Origin of the sequence: Pseudomonas fulva (genome assembly GCF_023517795.1) — a bacterium.
Lineage (GTDB): Bacteria > Pseudomonadota > Gammaproteobacteria > Pseudomonadales > Pseudomonadaceae > Aquipseudomonas > Aquipseudomonas fulva_D.
In genome coordinates, this window is record NZ_CP082928.1 from 548740 (window position 1) to 562989 (window position 14250).

General features: G+C 66.7%; 13 protein-coding genes. 3 read left to right on the forward strand and 10 right to left on the reverse strand.

Annotated elements, in window-relative coordinates; all coding sequences use genetic code 11:
- Positions 1-48: 48 nt before the first annotated feature.
- Positions 49-1833: a bifunctional diguanylate cyclase/phosphodiesterase gene (locus K8U54_RS02410; protein ID WP_249908713.1), complete on the forward strand. Its 1785-nt coding sequence runs from the start codon at positions 49-51 to the stop codon at positions 1831-1833.
- Here K8U54_RS02410 and K8U54_RS02415 read toward each other — a convergent pair.
- From K8U54_RS02415 to K8U54_RS02425, 3 genes are all read right to left on the reverse strand, one after another.
- Entirely contained in the window at positions 1815-2180 is a 366-nt protein-coding gene (locus K8U54_RS02415) for a hypothetical protein (protein ID WP_070886769.1), read from the reverse strand. The genes K8U54_RS02410 and K8U54_RS02415 overlap by 19 nt on opposite strands.
- Entirely contained in the window at positions 2177-2494 is a 318-nt protein-coding gene (locus tag K8U54_RS02420; RefSeq protein ID WP_249908714.1) for a helix-turn-helix domain-containing protein, read from the reverse strand. Before K8U54_RS02420 ends, K8U54_RS02415 begins: the two co-directional genes overlap by 4 nt.
- A 128-nt stretch (positions 2495-2622) precedes the next feature.
- The gene (locus tag K8U54_RS02425; RefSeq protein WP_249908715.1) at positions 2623-3174 is read right to left on the reverse strand and encodes a TetR/AcrR family transcriptional regulator; all 552 of its coding nucleotides are present in this window, start codon (positions 3172-3174) and stop codon (positions 2623-2625) included.
- 188 nt (positions 3175-3362) lie between these two features.
- Here K8U54_RS02425 and K8U54_RS02430 point away from each other — a divergent pair, with 188 nt between their 5' ends.
- Positions 3363-4529 (forward strand): efflux RND transporter periplasmic adaptor subunit, encoded by a 1167-nt coding sequence (locus K8U54_RS02430; RefSeq protein ID WP_249908716.1) that lies wholly within the window; start codon positions 3363-3365, stop codon positions 4527-4529.
- Positions 4530-4543: 14 nt separating this feature from the next.
- Positions 4544-7678 (forward strand): efflux RND transporter permease subunit, encoded by a 3135-nt coding sequence (locus tag K8U54_RS02435; RefSeq protein WP_249908717.1) that lies wholly within the window; start codon positions 4544-4546, stop codon positions 7676-7678.
- A gap of 42 nt (positions 7679-7720) precedes the next feature.
- Here the strand turns inward: K8U54_RS02435 and K8U54_RS02440 are convergent, their stop codons facing one another.
- The 7 genes from K8U54_RS02440 to K8U54_RS02470 all read right to left on the reverse strand — a co-directional run bounded on the left by K8U54_RS02440 (position 7721) and on the right by K8U54_RS02470 (position 14201).
- Positions 7721-9103, reverse strand: a complete 1383-nt coding sequence (locus K8U54_RS02440) for a tripartite tricarboxylate transporter permease (protein ID WP_249910379.1) — start codon at positions 9101-9103, stop codon at positions 7721-7723.
- Positions 9103-9636, reverse strand: coding sequence for a hypothetical protein (locus K8U54_RS02445; RefSeq protein WP_249908718.1), 534 nt, complete (start codon positions 9634-9636; stop codon positions 9103-9105). The genes K8U54_RS02440 and K8U54_RS02445 overlap by 1 nt, the downstream gene beginning before the upstream one ends.
- 116 nt (positions 9637-9752) lie before the next feature.
- Positions 9753-10163: a hypothetical protein gene (locus K8U54_RS02450; RefSeq protein ID WP_249908719.1), complete on the reverse strand. Its 411-nt coding sequence runs from the start codon at positions 10161-10163 to the stop codon at positions 9753-9755.
- Between the two features lie 2 nt (positions 10164-10165).
- Positions 10166-10624, reverse strand: a complete 459-nt coding sequence (locus tag K8U54_RS02455; RefSeq protein ID WP_249908720.1) for an FAS1-like dehydratase domain-containing protein — start codon at positions 10622-10624, stop codon at positions 10166-10168.
- A complete protein-coding gene (locus K8U54_RS02460; protein WP_249908721.1) occupies positions 10624-11862 on the reverse strand; it encodes a CaiB/BaiF CoA transferase family protein in 1239 nt (412 codons plus the stop codon). Before K8U54_RS02460 ends, K8U54_RS02455 begins: the two co-directional genes overlap by 1 nt.
- A 153-nt stretch (positions 11863-12015) precedes the next feature.
- Complete coding sequence (locus K8U54_RS02465) at positions 12016-12918, reverse strand: hydroxymethylglutaryl-CoA lyase (protein ID WP_249908722.1); 903 nt, start codon at positions 12916-12918, stop codon at positions 12016-12018.
- The gene (locus K8U54_RS02470) at positions 12915-14201 is read right to left on the reverse strand and encodes a hydroxymethylglutaryl-CoA reductase, degradative (RefSeq protein WP_249908723.1); all 1287 of its coding nucleotides are present in this window, start codon (positions 14199-14201) and stop codon (positions 12915-12917) included. Before K8U54_RS02470 ends, K8U54_RS02465 begins: the two co-directional genes overlap by 4 nt.
- Positions 14202-14250 lie beyond the last annotated feature (49 nt).

Below are 14250 nucleotides of genomic sequence, written 5' to 3' on the forward strand. Positions count from 1 at the left end.
ATATGGCCAATAGCCATCCCCGCCATCCGATTCGCATAGAGATTCGCCATGACCGTCACCGAACAGTTGAGCTCGCTGGGCCAGATCCTCGCCCACGGTGATCTGCATAGCCTGTTCCAGCCCATCGTGTCGGTCGCCGAACGGCGCATCCTCGGCTACGAGGCGCTGACCCGCGGCCCGTCCAACAGCCCCCTGCATTCGCCGCTGACCCTGTTCGCCGCGGCCCGCCAGACCGGCCTGCTCAGCGAGCTGGAGCTGGCCTGCCGCAAGAGCGCCTGTCGCCGGTTCAGCGAGCAGCAACTCGATGGCTTGCTGTTTCTCAACGTCTCGCCGGATTCGCTGCTCGACGCCAACCACCAGCCAGGCCGCACCCTGCAATTGCTGCAGGCCTACGGTATCGCCCCCAGCCGGGTGGTCATCGAACTGACCGAGCAATCGCCCACCGACGATTTCTACCTGCTCGACACCGCCCTGCACCATTACCGCGACATGGGCTTCTCCATCGCCCTGGATGACCTGGGTGCCGGCTATTCCAGCCTGCGCCTGTGGTCGGAACTGCGCCCCGACTACGTGAAGATCGACCGGCACTTCATCGACGGCATCCACCGTGATGCGGTGAAACGCGAGTTCGTCGGCTCCATCCTGCAGATGGCCAAGGCCTCGCGCTCCAAGGTGATCGCCGAAGGCATCGAGCTCGAGGAAGAACTCGCCGTGCTCTGTGAGATGGGCGTCGACCTGCTCCAGGGCTACCTGCTCTGCCGCCCCCAGGAGACGCCACCCACCGACGCCCGCAAGATGCTGCCTGCCGTCGGCCAGGCGCCTACGCCGCTGGGCGAGGAAGGCACCGACCTCACCGCCCTGCTCAACGAACAATTGGCGGTCTGCGTTTCCACCCCCACCGCCGATGTGTTGGAAGCGTTTCGCGCCCAGGCCAACCTCAATTCCCTGGCGGTGCTCGACGAAGAGCAGCGCCCGGTGGGCATCGTGCACCGCCATTCGCTGTCGGACGTGCTGCTCAAGCCCTTCGCCACCGAGCTGTACGCGCGCAAGCCGATCAGCCGGCTGATGAGCAACGATTTCCTGGCGGTGGAGATCACCCAGTCGCTGCAACAGGTCAGCCGCCTGCTGACCAGCCGCGCCCGCCAGCGCATGGAAGAGGATTTCGTGATCACCGTCGAGGGCTGCTACCAGGGGCTGGGCCGGGTGATCGACGTACTCAAGCTGATCACCGAGCTGAAGATCCAGCAGGCCCGCTATGCCAACCCGCTGACCCTGCTGCCGGGCAACGTGCCGATCCAGCAGTGCCTGGCGCGCCTGCTGCAGCAGAACCGCGAAGCGGCGATCTGCTATGTCGACGTCGACAGCTTCAAACCCTTCAATGACCTGTACGGCTATGCCAAGGGCGATGAAGTGCTGCTGTGCCTGGCCCACTGCCTGAACGAGCGCATCGACCCCAGCCGGGACTTCGTCGGTCATATCGGCGGTGATGATTTCCTGCTGGTGTTCGGCTCACGGGACTGGCGCACGCGGCTCAATCAGCTGCTGGAGGATTTCCAAGCGCAGTGCCGGCGCTTCTACCTGGACGAGCACCTGGACGCTGGCTGCTTCATCAGCCACAACCGCCAGGGCCAGCGCGAGGAGTTTCCGCTGCTGTCATTGTCGCTCGGCGTGGTCCACCTGCACCCACAGCATTGCCCGCAGCTGGACGCCAGCGAGCTGGCCGGCCTGGCCTCCGAAGCCAAGCGCCAGGCCAAGGCGATACCGGGTTACAGCCTGCACGTGATCGACACCCATACCTTGCAGGAGCGCACCGCTCAGGCCTCGGCGGGATAATCGAACTCGAATACCCGGGCCACTTCCGAGGCGTGCCAGGATGCCGCCGCGACCCCATCGGGTGCGCCGTCGAAGCGGCCCAGGCGTGACACGCACTCGAAGAAACCGGTGCGCGGCAGGCGGCTGGCGCCCTGGCTGATCACCAGGGCGCTGCGCAACGGGCGGTCGCTGCGCGCATCCAGTGCGGCCAGGTGTTCCAGCGCGGCGGTGAGGGTCTGCATGGCGGGGGCCGGCAGCGACAGGCGCTCGATCAGCGCGCGATAGGTCAGCAGATGGCGCTGGCGCCGGGCATCGTCGAGGGCCGCGAGCAGCGCCTCCCAGTGTGCCCGGCTGATGCGCACGCTCATGCCTGCCAACCCGAGATGCCGAGTACCCAGGCCAGTGCACGCAGGATGGCCGCATCGGGCTGGCGCTCACCGCTTTCGATCATGCCCAGGTAATGGGGGCTGATCCCCACGGCCCGCGCCAGCTCATCGCGGCTCAGGCCCTTGGCCTCGCGCAATGCGCTCAACTCGGTCAGCGCTTTCGGGGCATCGACAGCCGGCTGACTCGCCGCTGTCACGGCGCCCTGGCCGGCAGCCTGGAGCAGCGCCTGATAATCGGCCCACGGCACGACCGCGTACTCCGGTTCACCGTCACGCTCGATCACTTGTACATTCATGCTTGGTTTCTCCGCGAGGCGCAGCGTCCCTCTGCGTAATCCGGCTCAGGGCCACGACATGAGCCGCATACTACCAGCCCTCCGGCCCGGCGCGCTCGTCAGACATCTGCCGGCCGTGACCAGGGCCCTCAGGTTGCCGCCCCCTGCATGAAGAACGTCTGCAGCGACGGGCCCATGCTGGCCCGCGCCACCCGCCCGCGGCGCTCGCCGTCGACCAGGCCGAACAGCAGCGAAGCGAACAGCTCGGTCAGCACCGGCGCGCCGATGTCGATGCGAAACACGCCCTCCTGCTGACCGCGCAGGAAGTACTGATCCAGCGCATTGGTGTACGGCAGCCAGCGCGCCTCCTCGCCGCACTCGTGCAGGGAGTCCGGGCGCCACTGGAACATCAGGAAAACCAGCAGGTCGCGGTGCACCAGATGCCCGTCCACCAGGCGTTGCAAGGCTTCGGGCACCGGCGCATGCTGCAGGTCGGCCTCGGCGATGACCTGGTTCATCACTTCGCAGCCATAATCGAAGAGCATTTCGATCAGGTTGTCGCGGGTGCCGCAGTAGCGATTCAGGGTCGCCTTGCTCACACCAGCCGCCTGGGCGATCTCCTTGAAGGTGCCGCGCGGGTGCTCGACCATGGCCACGGCCAGGGCTTTGAGCAGTTTTTCTTCAGCGACAGGTCTTGGCATCACTACATTCTTCTCGGAGCTCAGCGGCACGGCCGCGCCATTGTGCAGGAAAATCCTAGGCGTTCAAAAGGACCGCCAATTTTAGACACAAAAAATGCAAATGAGACAATATTGACTCACATGCACCTATAAACGACCATTCGCGCCTTTCAAGGACTAACTGGATTGGGCATCGCCCCAGGTGAAACATGAGCAGGATTGGCACCCGTCACGTCGTATCGGCTATCACCCTTGCAATCGTCATCGGCCTGACCGGCTGTGACAAAGGCGAACAGGGCTGGGGCGAAGCGCCGCCTCGCGAGGTGGATGTCCTCACCATCAAGACCGAGCCCTTCACCGTGGTGGCCGAATTGCCGGGGCGTATCGAACCCGTACGCGTCGCCGAGGTTCGTGCCCGGGTCGCCGGTATCGTGCTCAAGCGCACCTTCGAGGAAGGCGCCGACGTCAAGGCCGGTGACCTGCTGTTCCAGATCGACCCCGCACCGTTCAAGGCCGCGCTGTCGCGCGCCGAGGGCGAACTGGCCCGCGCCGATGCGCAGCTGTTCCAGGCCCAGGCCACGGTCAAGCGTTACGAGCCGCTGGTGAAGATCAACGCGGTCAGCCAGCAGGACTTCGACGTGGCCCGCGCCACCCTGCGCAGCGCCCAGGCCGACAAGCGCTCGGCCCAGGCCAACGTGGAAACCGCCAAGCTCGACCTGGGTTACGCCCAGGTGCGCGCGCCCATCGCCGGGCGCATCGGCCGTGCCCAGGTCACCGAGGGCGCGCTGGTCGGCCAGGGCGAGGCCACCCTGCTCGCCCGTATCCAGCAACTCGACCCGGTGTATGCCGACTTCAGCCAGCCGGCTGCCGATGCCCTGCGCCTGCGCGCCGCCATCGCCGACGGCAAGGTCTCCGGCGATGGCGACAAGACCCTGTCGCTGCGCGTCGACGGCACCGATATCCAGAGCCAGGGCACGCTGCTGTTCACCGACATTTCGGTGGATCGCAGCACCGGGCAGATCGCCCTGCGCGGACGCTTCGACAACCCCCAGGGCGTGTTGCTGCCGGGTATGTACGTGCGCGTGAGCACGCCCCAGGGGCTCGACCAGGACGCCATCCTGGTGCCGCAGCGCGCCGTGCAGCGCGCCGCCGACGGCCAGGCCAGCGTGATGCTGCTCGGCGCCGACGATACCGTGGAAGCACGGCCGGTCACCACCGGCGCCATGCAGGGCGGCCGCTGGCAGATCACCGACGGCCTGAAGGCCGGTGACCAGGTGATCACCAGTTCGCTGTCGGCCATCCGCCCCGGCGCCAAGGTGGTGCCACGCCGCCCCGGCGCTGACGCCCAGACCGCCACCCCTTCCCAGGCGCAATAAGCCGGAGCATCGACATGTCCTTGTTTTTTATCCGGCGCCCGAACTTCGCCTGGGTGGTCGCGCTGTTCATCACCATGGGCGGTCTGCTGGCCATCCCCTTCCTGCCGGTGGCGCAGTACCCCAACGTGGCACCACCACAGATCACCGTCACCGCCACCTACCCAGGCGCGTCGGCCCAGGTGCTGACCGACTCGGTCACCAGCGTGATCGAGGAAGAGCTCAACGGCGCCAAGAACCTGCTGTACTTCGAGTCCACCAGCAACGCCAACGGTATCGCCGAGATCACCGTGACCTTCCAGCCGGGCACCGACCCGGAGCTGGCCCAGGTCGACGTGCAGAACCGCCTCAAGCGTGCCGAAGCGCGCATGCCCCAGGCCGTGCTGACCCTGGGTATCCAGACCGAACAGGCCACCGCGGGCTTTCTGCTGATCTATTCGCTGACCTACAAGGATGGCAGCGCCAACGACGACACCACCGCCCTGGCCGACTACGCGGCGCGCAACATCAACAACGAGATCCGCCGGGTGCCGGGTGTCGGCAAGCTGCAGTTCTTCGCCTCCGAAGCGGCGATGCGCGTGTGGATCGACCCGCAGAAGCTGGTCGGTTACGGCCTGTCGATCGACGACGTCAACAACGCCATCCGCGCCCAGAACGTGCAGGTGCCGGCTGGCGCCTTCGGCAGCACGCCGGGCAGCGCCGAGCAGGAGCTGACCGCGACCCTGGCGGTCAAGGGCACCCTGGACAACCCCGAGGAATTCGCCGCCATCGTGCTGCGCGCCAACCAGGACGGCTCGCGCCTGACCCTGGGCGACGTGGCGCGTATCGAGGTCGGCAGCCAGGACTACAACTTCGGCTCGCGCCAGGACGGCAAGCCCGCCGTGGCCGCCGCCGTGCAGCTGGCCCCGGGCGCCAACGCCATCCAGACCGCCGAGGCGGTCAAGCAGCGCCTTACCGAACTGTCCGCCAACTTCCCGGACAACGTGCAGTTCTCGGTGCCCTACGACACCTCGCGATTCGTCGACGTGGCCATCGACAAGGTCATCATGACCCTGGTCGAGGCCATGGTGCTGGTGTTCCTGGTGATGTTCCTGTTCCTGCAGAACGTGCGCTACACCCTGATCCCGTCCATCGTGGTGCCGGTGTGCCTGCTCGGCACCCTGACCTTCATGTACCTGCTGGGCTTCTCGGTGAACATGATGACCATGTTCGGCATGGTGCTGGCCATCGGCATCCTGGTCGACGACGCCATCGTGGTGGTCGAGAACGTCGAGCGGATCATGGCCGAAGAAGGCCTGGAGCCGGTGCCGGCGACCATCAAGGCGATGGGCCAGGTGTCCGGGGCGATCCTCGGTATCACCCTGGTGCTGTCGGCGGTGTTCCTGCCCCTGGCGTTCATGGCCGGTTCGGTGGGCGTTATCTACCAGCAGTTCTCCCTGTCGCTGGCGGTGTCGATCCTGTTCTCCGGCTTCCTGGCGCTGACCTTCACACCGGCGCTGTGCGCCACCATTCTCAAGCCGATCCCCCAGGGGCATCACGAGAAAACCGGTTTCTTCGGCTGGTTCAACCGCAAATTCACCGGGCTGACCGGGCGCTACACCAACCTCAACAGCAAGCTGGTACCGCGCGCCGGGCGCTTCATGTTCATCTACCTGGGCATCGTGGTGCTGATGGGCTTCTTCTACCTGCGCCTGCCGGAATCCTTCGTGCCGGTCGAAGACCAGGGCTACATGATCGTCGATATCCAGCTACCACCCGGCGCGACGCGCGAGCGCACCTCGGCCGCCGGCAAGGAGCTGGAGGAGTTCCTCGCCTCCCGCGAGGCCGTGGCGACCTCCTTCCTGGTGCTGGGCTTCAGCTTCTCGGGCATGGGCGAGAACGCTGCGATCGCCTTCCCGCTGCTCAAGGACTGGTCCGAACGTGATTCGGAGCAATCGGTCGAGGCCGAGACGACCGCGGTCAACGGCCGCTTCGCCAACCTCGACGACGGCGCCATGATGGCCGTGCCACCGCCACCGATCGATGGCCTGGGCAACTCGGGCGGCTTCTCCCTGCGCCTGCAGGACCGCGGCGGCCTTGGCCGCGAGGCGCTGCTGGCCGCCCGTGACGAGGTACTCGGCAAGGTCAACGGCAACCCGCTGTTCCTCTACGGCATGATGGAAGGCCTGGCCGAAGCGCCGCAGCTGCGCCTGGTCATCGACCGCGAGCAGGCACGCGCCCAGGGCGTCAGCTTCGAGTCGATCAGCAATGCGCTGTCCACCGCCTTCGGCTCCTCGGTGATCAACGACTTCGCCAACGCCGGGCGCCAGCAGCGCGTGGTCGTGCAGGCCGAACAGGGCGCACGGATGACGCCGGACAGCGTGCTCAGGCTGCACGTGCCCAACGACAGCGGCAGCCTGGTGCCGCTGAGCGCCTTCGTGACCACCCAGTGGGAACAGGGCCCGGTGCAGGTGGCGCGCTACAACGGCTACCCCTCGATCCGCATTTCCGGCGACGCCGCACCCGGGGTCAGCACCGGCGAGGCGATGGCCGAACTGGAGCGCATCGCCGCCGGGCTGCCGGAGGGCATCGGCTACGAATGGACCGGCCTCTCCTACCAGGAGAAGGTCGCCAGCGGCCAGGCGGCGATGCTCTTCGCCCTGGCCATCGTGGTGGTGTTTCTGCTCCTGGTGGCCCTCTACGAGAGCTGGGCGATCCCCCTGGCGGTGATGCTCATCGTGCCGGTCGGCGCCCTTGGGGCGGTGCTCGCGGTGACGGCCATCGGCCTGCCCAACGACGTGTACTTCAAGGTCGGCCTGATCACCGTGATCGGCCTGGCGGCGAAGAACGCCATCCTCATCGTCGAGTTCGCCAAGGACCTGTGGGAAGACGGCTACTCGTTGCGCGATGCTGCCATCGAGGCCGCACGCCTGCGCTTCCGGCCGATCATCATGACCTCCATGGCCTTCATGCTCGGCGTGGTGCCGCTGGTGATCGCCAGCGGCGCCGGCGCCGCCAGCCAGCGCGCCATCGGCACCGGGGTGCTCGGCGGCATGTTCAGCGCGACCCTGCTGGGGGTGATCTTCGTGCCGATCTTCTTCGTCTGGGTGCTGTCGCTGCTGCGCACCAAGCCCAAGCAGACCGACCATCACCCGCTGCATAAGGCGCAATGATGAACAGGGGCGGGCAGGCGAAAGCCGCACGCCCCTCCTCGTTCAGTTCAACAAGGCGATCAACGCGGGAACGCTGAGCACCGCCGTGTAGTAGCCCATGAACTGCACGCCGATGTTGAAGCCCAGGAAGCGCCCCAGAAGGCCGCCGAGCAGACCGATGGTGACGATCACCAGCAGCCCGAGCAGGCCACCCTCCCAGATCCCCACCACCAGCACCAGGCCGATGAAGGTGGCGATCACCGCTTCGTGGCTGATCCTGCGGGACACGAAGGAAGCCGCCTGGTGGGCGAAATTCATGGTGAAGGGGTAGGCGATCACGATGGCCACCAGCACCGCCATCATGCCGTAGCCGAAGAACTCCCAGTTGTTGAGCAGGTTATGCAGGTTGTTGACCTCACCGGTGGCGGTGTCCACGCTGAAGCGTGGCGGTGCGTTGAACAGCGGCGCGGCCGGCCCGGCAGCCACCGGGCTGAGCGGCAGGCCGAAGGCGATCAGCGGGATCAGCGCCTCGGCGATGTAGGTCGACTCGGTGACCCCGTTACGGGCGGTGATCACCGTGGTCAGCCGCTCGTAGGCCTGCTTGACGCGCGCACCGATCAGCTCGCCCATGATCACCGTCATGGCCACCGGGCTGAACACGAAGGTGGCACTGGTCACGCTCGCCGCCATGGCGGTCATGCGCGTCTGGCGCTTGTTGATCACCCGCAGCGGGTTGGGAAAATAACCGCGCCAGCCCTTCATGTCCGGCGCCAGGGAGAACACCCGGTACTGGTCGCGACGCATGCGTTCGCGCTCGGCGGGTGCCAGCATCGAGAACAGCGAGGTGATCAGTGGCGCCACGGCGATGCCGAGGAAATAGCTGACCGCCAGCTTGACGCCGTACTGGGCCGTCAGCGTCTGCAGGGCGACGATCACCAGCACGAACGGCAGCAAGGCCAGCACCGAGGCCCAGCGCCCCGCCGAGAAGTAGGCGATGGTAAAGGCGGCGCAGAGGAACACCCAGGGGGCGAACTGCTTGATGACGTCGCCGAACGGCGCCAGCAGCACGGCGAACAGCACCGCCAGCGGTACCGCGATGACGGCCGCCACGGCGCCACCGGAAATCATCTTGCGCAGCGCCACGTGGGGCACGCCGAGGCGGCGCAGGTGGTTGGCATCGCCGATCAGCGCGGTCGCCGAGGTATCACCGGGAATGCCCAGCAACGCCGTGGGTACCGCGTGGGTCATGTGCTTGGCCACCGCACCGGCCAGGAAGAAGGTGAGAATGCCGGCCGGCGGCGCGCCGAGCAGCACCACGAGCATGGTCAGGGGCGCCAGGGTGGTGGTTTCGTCGGTGCCCGATACCAGGCCGATGGCCGAGAACAGCACCGCGCCGAACAGGCCTAGGGCCAGGGCCATGAGGATTTCGTAGAGCAGGCCTTCCATCACGAACGCCCTCCGCTCAGCGCCAGGGAATCGCGCGTATCCACGTCGGCCTCGGCACGCTGCTCGCGGGTCTGTTCTTCCCGGGCCTGGGCATCCCGGAACAGCTCGTAGAGGCCGAGCTCGTGGAGTTCGGCGAGCACCTCGGGCGAGGTCTCCTCGAGACGGCCAAGGCTGCCGTATTCCTTGAGCAGGTCAGCCACCACCTGCTCGCGAAAGGCCGGGTCCGCCACGTGCTCGACCACGTCACGCTTGGGCTTGAACAGCATGGCGCTGATCGCGCCACCGCCCAGGCAACCGAGAATGCCGAACAGCATGGCATAGGCCTTGGCCATCTGCGCCGACTCGACCAGGCCGTCGAGTATCCACAGCGCCAGCCCGTAGGCACCCAGGCTGACGATGGCGCTGACGATGATCGCCAGTACCAGATGCCGGGCATCGACGGTGTCGCCCCATACTTCGTAGAGGTTGTCGGTGTTGCGGGCCGCGTCCGCGCTGGGCGGTGTCGCAGCCGGTCTGGCAAGCTCTTGGCTCATGGTGTCCCCCGCCCTTTCGGGCTCTTGTTGTTATTGAGGAAGCAGCTGGTTGGCGACCGCAAGGTCGGGTTCGTGTGCACGCCAGGTGCCGGCCATGGCGCCCGCGTCGCTGTTGTTCAGGCCGCGCCGGCAAGGCGCAGGCTGGCGCCTCCCTGGGTGATCACCTGGCCCGCCTGGTTGCTCAGGCGCAGCGCCAGGGTCACGCGTCCGGCCTCTACCGCAACGACTTCACCGGCGGCGGTCAGCACATCGCCGATATAACCGGCGCGCCGGTTGCTGTACTGGAAGCTCAGCAACTCGTCGCCCTCTTCCATCCAGTCGTAGACCAGCTGGGTCAGCCAATCGCCCTGCAACGGGCCGTCCACGAGTAGCGCCGGATGCCCCTCATTCTGCTGGGCATAGGGCAGGTCATAGTGGATACGGTGGGCGTTCCAGATGGCCGCGTTGTACAGGAACAGCTGCACGGTACCGGGCCGGTATTCGCGCTCGGGCAACCGCTGGCCCGCCCTGATCGTCTGCCTGGCCATGCTCACCTCGCGATCCGGGTCAGGCGTTCGGTCACGACCGGCTCGCCCGCTTCGGTTTCAAAACGGTTCTCGAACACCAGAAAGATCAGCGGCCCCTCGGCGCCCTGTTTCTGGTAGATATCCAGCAGGGTCTGCCGACACAGCAGCACGTCGTCGGCAAAGATCCTGCGGTGCACCTGGTAATCGCTGCCGCCGGCCATGATGCGCTTGAGCGGCAACTCGGGGATCAGCGGGTCGTCGGGCTTGTGTCCGTCCTCCAGCAGCTGCTCCAGGGGCAGCACCGGCATCATCGCGCTGAACAGGAACAGCAGCGGCGCCTCGTCGCCATCGAGATAACGACGCTGACGCTGCCCGGTGGCCACCGCGTATTTCCTGATGTCGTTGCGGTTCACCTCGAAGCGCGACGGCGGCAGCGAGGTGCCGATACTGCGCCGCGCCGCAGCGCTGATCAGATCGACCATCAGATCACCCCCAGGCGAACCAGCTCGGCGTATTCGGCTTCGTCCAGGCCCAGCCACTGGCGATAGATGGCGGCGTTGTGCTGGCCGACCGAGGGGGCGCTGGCGCCGCGCTCCAGAGTACCGCCGGAGAGTTTGATCGGGTTGCCGAACACCTCGAAGCGCGCCCCCTGGCAGTCGACGGGCACCACCATGTCGCGTTCGCGCAGATGGGGGTCGGCCACCACTTCATCGATGCTCTTGATCGGCGACAGCGGGAAACGGTCACCGGTCATGGCCTCCAGCTCGGCCTTGGTATGGGCGCCGAGCCAGCGCTCCACGGCAGGCTTGACCTTGCGCAGGTAGACGTCGGTCTCGAAGCGCTTGGCCATGCTGTCGACCTCGGGGTCGCTGGCCATCGCCTCGTCGCCGAAGGTCAGGCAGGCCTCGCGCCAGAACTTGTCGGTGTAGGCACCGAAGAACACGTAGCCATCCTTGCAGGCGTAGCGCCCGTAGGGGCGCACGAACGGATGGCCATTGCCCTCGGGCACCGTGACCTTGCCGGTTTCGGTGTAGGTCACCAGGGCGTTCTCGGTGAGCGAGACGATCGAGTCCTGCTGCGACACGTCGACCAGCTGGCCCTGGCCGCTGCGTTCCGCTTCACGCAACGCACCGAGGGTACCGATGGCCGCATACAGCGCGGCGGACAGATCGCCCAGCACCGTGCCCACGCGCATCGGCTCCTCCACCGTGCCGTTCATCGACCACAGGCCGCCGCTGGCCTGAGCGCTGCTGTCAAAGGCAGGCCGCAGCGAGTTCGGGCCGTACTGGCCGAAGCCACTGATGGCAGTGCACACGATGGCCGGGTTGACCTCCCTGAGCACCTCGTAGCCCAACCCCAGCCTGGCCATGGTGCCGGGCCGGAAGTTCTCGATGACGATATCGGCCTTGCGCACCATGTCCAGGAAGGTGGCCTTGCCCTCGGCCTTTTTCAGGTCCAGGCAGACCGCCATCTTGTTGCGGTTGAACTGGGCGAAGAAACCACTTACCGGCTCGCTGCTGCTGCGGCTGAGGGGCGGAAATTCGCGGGTTAGGTCGGGATCGGCGGGGTTCTCGATCTTGATCACCGTGGCCCCCATGTCGGCCAGCAGCATGGCGCAGTAAGGGCCGGCGACGACGCGGGTCAGGTCGAGGATGGTCACACCCTTCAGGGGCCCGGTGGTTCTGGCGAAGCTCGCCAATGCATCGGTCAGCGAATTCATGGGTTCTCCTGTGTCGTACGTCGTCGGGGCGCAGAGGCGCTGCCATGGAAAAGCCGAAGTACGCTGGGACAGTGAATCGACGGAGTGCTCCGGGCAGTGCGACCTGAGGCTGTCGCGGCTGCCCGTAGCCGTTCCGGGTTGTTGTTCTGTGCCTCAAGGCGCCCTTCCATGCATGGCGTTGGCCACCCTCGAGGCCGAGGGTTTGCCCAGCGCCGCGTCGATGAAAGCCCCGGCCTCGAGCAGTGCCGGCAGGTCCACGCCGGTTGCCAGGCCCTGGCCCTCGAGCAGATAGACCAGTTCCTCGGTGGCCACATTGCCGGTGGCGCCGGGCGAATAGGGGCAGCCACCGAGGCCGGAAACCGAGCTGTCGAACACCCGCACACCAGCCTCCAGAGCGGCCTGGAAATTGGCCACCGCCATGCCGTAAGTGTCGTGGAAATGCCCGGCCAGTGCCGTGATCGGCACCTCGCTGGCGCAGGCCTGGATCAGCGCTCTGGCCTTGCCTGGCGTGCCTCGGCCGATGGTGTCGCCCAGGCTGATCTCATAGCAGCCCATGGCGTGCAGCTCGCGCACGACCCGCAGCACATCGGCCACCGGCACCTCGCCCGTAAACGGGCAACCGAGCACACAGGAGACATAACCGCGTACCGCCACGCCCTGCGCCAGCGCCTTGGCCAATACCGGCTGGAAACGCTGCAGGCTTTCGGCGATGGAGCAATTGATGTTCTTCTGCGAAAACGTCTCGGAGGCCGCGGCGAAAACCGCCACCTCCCGGCACCCGGCCTGCAGCGCAGCGTCGAGCCCCTGCAGATTGGGCACCAGCGCCGTATAGGTCACCCCGGGGCGTTGCCCGAGGCGGCGTAGCACCTCGCCGGAGTCGGCCATCTGCGGCACCCAGCGTGGCGATACGAACGCACCGGCCTCGAGGGTCCGCAGCCCAGCCGCGACCAGCCGCTCGATCAGCGCCACGCGCACCTCGACCGGCAGGGTCAGGGCTTCGTTCTGCAGGCCGTCGCGGGCACCGACCTCCACCAGCCTGACCGCAGGCATGCTCATTGCCCGCGCTTTTCGCGCAACAACGCCTCGGCGCGGTCGGCGCGCACGTCGCGGGTCTCGACCATGCGCTTGACCAGCCAGTCCAGCTCATCGCCACGGGCACCGGCCGACAGCGCGATATTGCGTGCATGCAGGGCCATGTGGCCGCGCTGGATACCTTCGGTGGCCAGGGCGCGCAAGGCCCCGAGGTTCTGCGCCAGGCCGACGGCGACGGCGATCTCGCCCAGCTCCTGGGCGCTCTTCACACCGAGAATGCGCAACGACAGCTGGGCCAGTGGATGGGTCTTGGTGGCGCCACCGACCAGGCCGAGGGGCATGGGCATCTCGAGGGTGCCCACCAGGTGGCCCTGGCGATCCTTCTCCCAGGTGGTCAGGGAGCCGTAATGGCCATGGCGGCAGGCATAGGCATGGGCGCCCGCCTCCACGGCCCGCCAATCGTTGCCGGTGGCCACTACCAGAGGGTCGATGCCGTTCATGATGCCCTTGTTGTGGGTCGCGGCGCGGTACGGATCGATGGCCGCGAAGGTATAGGCATCGATCACCCCTTCGATGACCTCGGTGCCCTTGTACTCGGCGGTATCCAGATGTTCCGGGGCGATCCGCAACTGGGCACGGGCCAGGCGCAGATCGGCGAGGTTGGAGAGGATGCGCAGGCGCACCTTGCCGCCGGTGAGCTGCTCCATCAGCGGCGCCACGGCCTCGGCCATGGTGTTCACGGTGTTGGCGCCCATGGCGTCGCGCACGTCGACGATCAGGTGCGCGACCAGCATCGGCCCCCGCGGGCTGTCGATAAAGGTATGCACCTCGATATCACGGCAACCGCCGCCCAGGCTGTTCAGCAACTGGTCCTTGCTGTTGGCCAGGGTGATGATCTCGTCCTTGTTGCGCAGCAGGCTGAGGCGCGCGTTGTAGGGATCGCTGACACCGATGATCTGCACCTGGGCACGCATCAGCGGCGCACTGCTGGAAGTCTGGAAGCCACCTGCGGGGCGGGTCAGCTTGGCCATGAACGAAGCCGCAGCCACCACCGAGGGCTCCTCCACCACCAGCGGGATGAGCATCTCCCGGCCGTTGATGCGGAAGTTGCTGGCCAGGGCGTAGGGCAGCTCGAACGTGCCGATCACGTTCTCGATCATGCCGTCGGCGATCTCCAGCGGCAGCGCACCGGCGTCACGCAGAAGCGCGGTGTCCGCGGCGGACAGGCCGAGCAGTTGCTGCACGTGGTCGAGACGTTGCGAGGGGGACAGGTTACGGAAATCGGGCAGGCGGGAATCGATCGACATGGGCGCTCCTCGGGGAGTCGTTTGTTCTTGGTTGAGACGAACGTTAGCC

Coding starts and splice junctions, on each gene's coding strand:
- K8U54_RS02410 (WP_249908713.1), top strand. CDS start 49: ATGACCGTCACCGAACAGTTGAGCTCGCTGGGCCAGATCCTCGCCCAC.
- K8U54_RS02415 (WP_070886769.1), bottom strand. CDS start 2,180: ATGAGCGTGCGCATCAGCCGGGCACACTGGGAGGCGCTGCTCGCGGCC.
- K8U54_RS02420 (WP_249908714.1), bottom strand. CDS start 2,494: ATGAATGTACAAGTGATCGAGCGTGACGGTGAACCGGAGTACGCGGTC.
- K8U54_RS02425 (WP_249908715.1), bottom strand. CDS start 3,174: ATGCCAAGACCTGTCGCTGAAGAAAAACTGCTCAAAGCCCTGGCCGTG.
- K8U54_RS02430 (WP_249908716.1), top strand. CDS start 3,363: ATGAGCAGGATTGGCACCCGTCACGTCGTATCGGCTATCACCCTTGCA.
- K8U54_RS02435 (WP_249908717.1), top strand. CDS start 4,544: ATGTCCTTGTTTTTTATCCGGCGCCCGAACTTCGCCTGGGTGGTCGCG.
- K8U54_RS02440 (WP_249910379.1), bottom strand. CDS start 9,103: ATGGAAGGCCTGCTCTACGAAATCCTCATGGCCCTGGCCCTAGGCCTG.
- K8U54_RS02445 (WP_249908718.1), bottom strand. CDS start 9,636: ATGAGCCAAGAGCTTGCCAGACCGGCTGCGACACCGCCCAGCGCGGAC.
- K8U54_RS02450 (WP_249908719.1), bottom strand. CDS start 10,163: ATGGCCAGGCAGACGATCAGGGCGGGCCAGCGGTTGCCCGAGCGCGAA.
- K8U54_RS02455 (WP_249908720.1), bottom strand. CDS start 10,624: ATGGTCGATCTGATCAGCGCTGCGGCGCGGCGCAGTATCGGCACCTCG.
- K8U54_RS02460 (WP_249908721.1), bottom strand. CDS start 11,862: ATGAATTCGCTGACCGATGCATTGGCGAGCTTCGCCAGAACCACCGGG.
- K8U54_RS02465 (WP_249908722.1), bottom strand. CDS start 12,918: ATGAGCATGCCTGCGGTCAGGCTGGTGGAGGTCGGTGCCCGCGACGGC.
- K8U54_RS02470 (WP_249908723.1), bottom strand. CDS start 14,201: ATGTCGATCGATTCCCGCCTGCCCGATTTCCGTAACCTGTCCCCCTCG.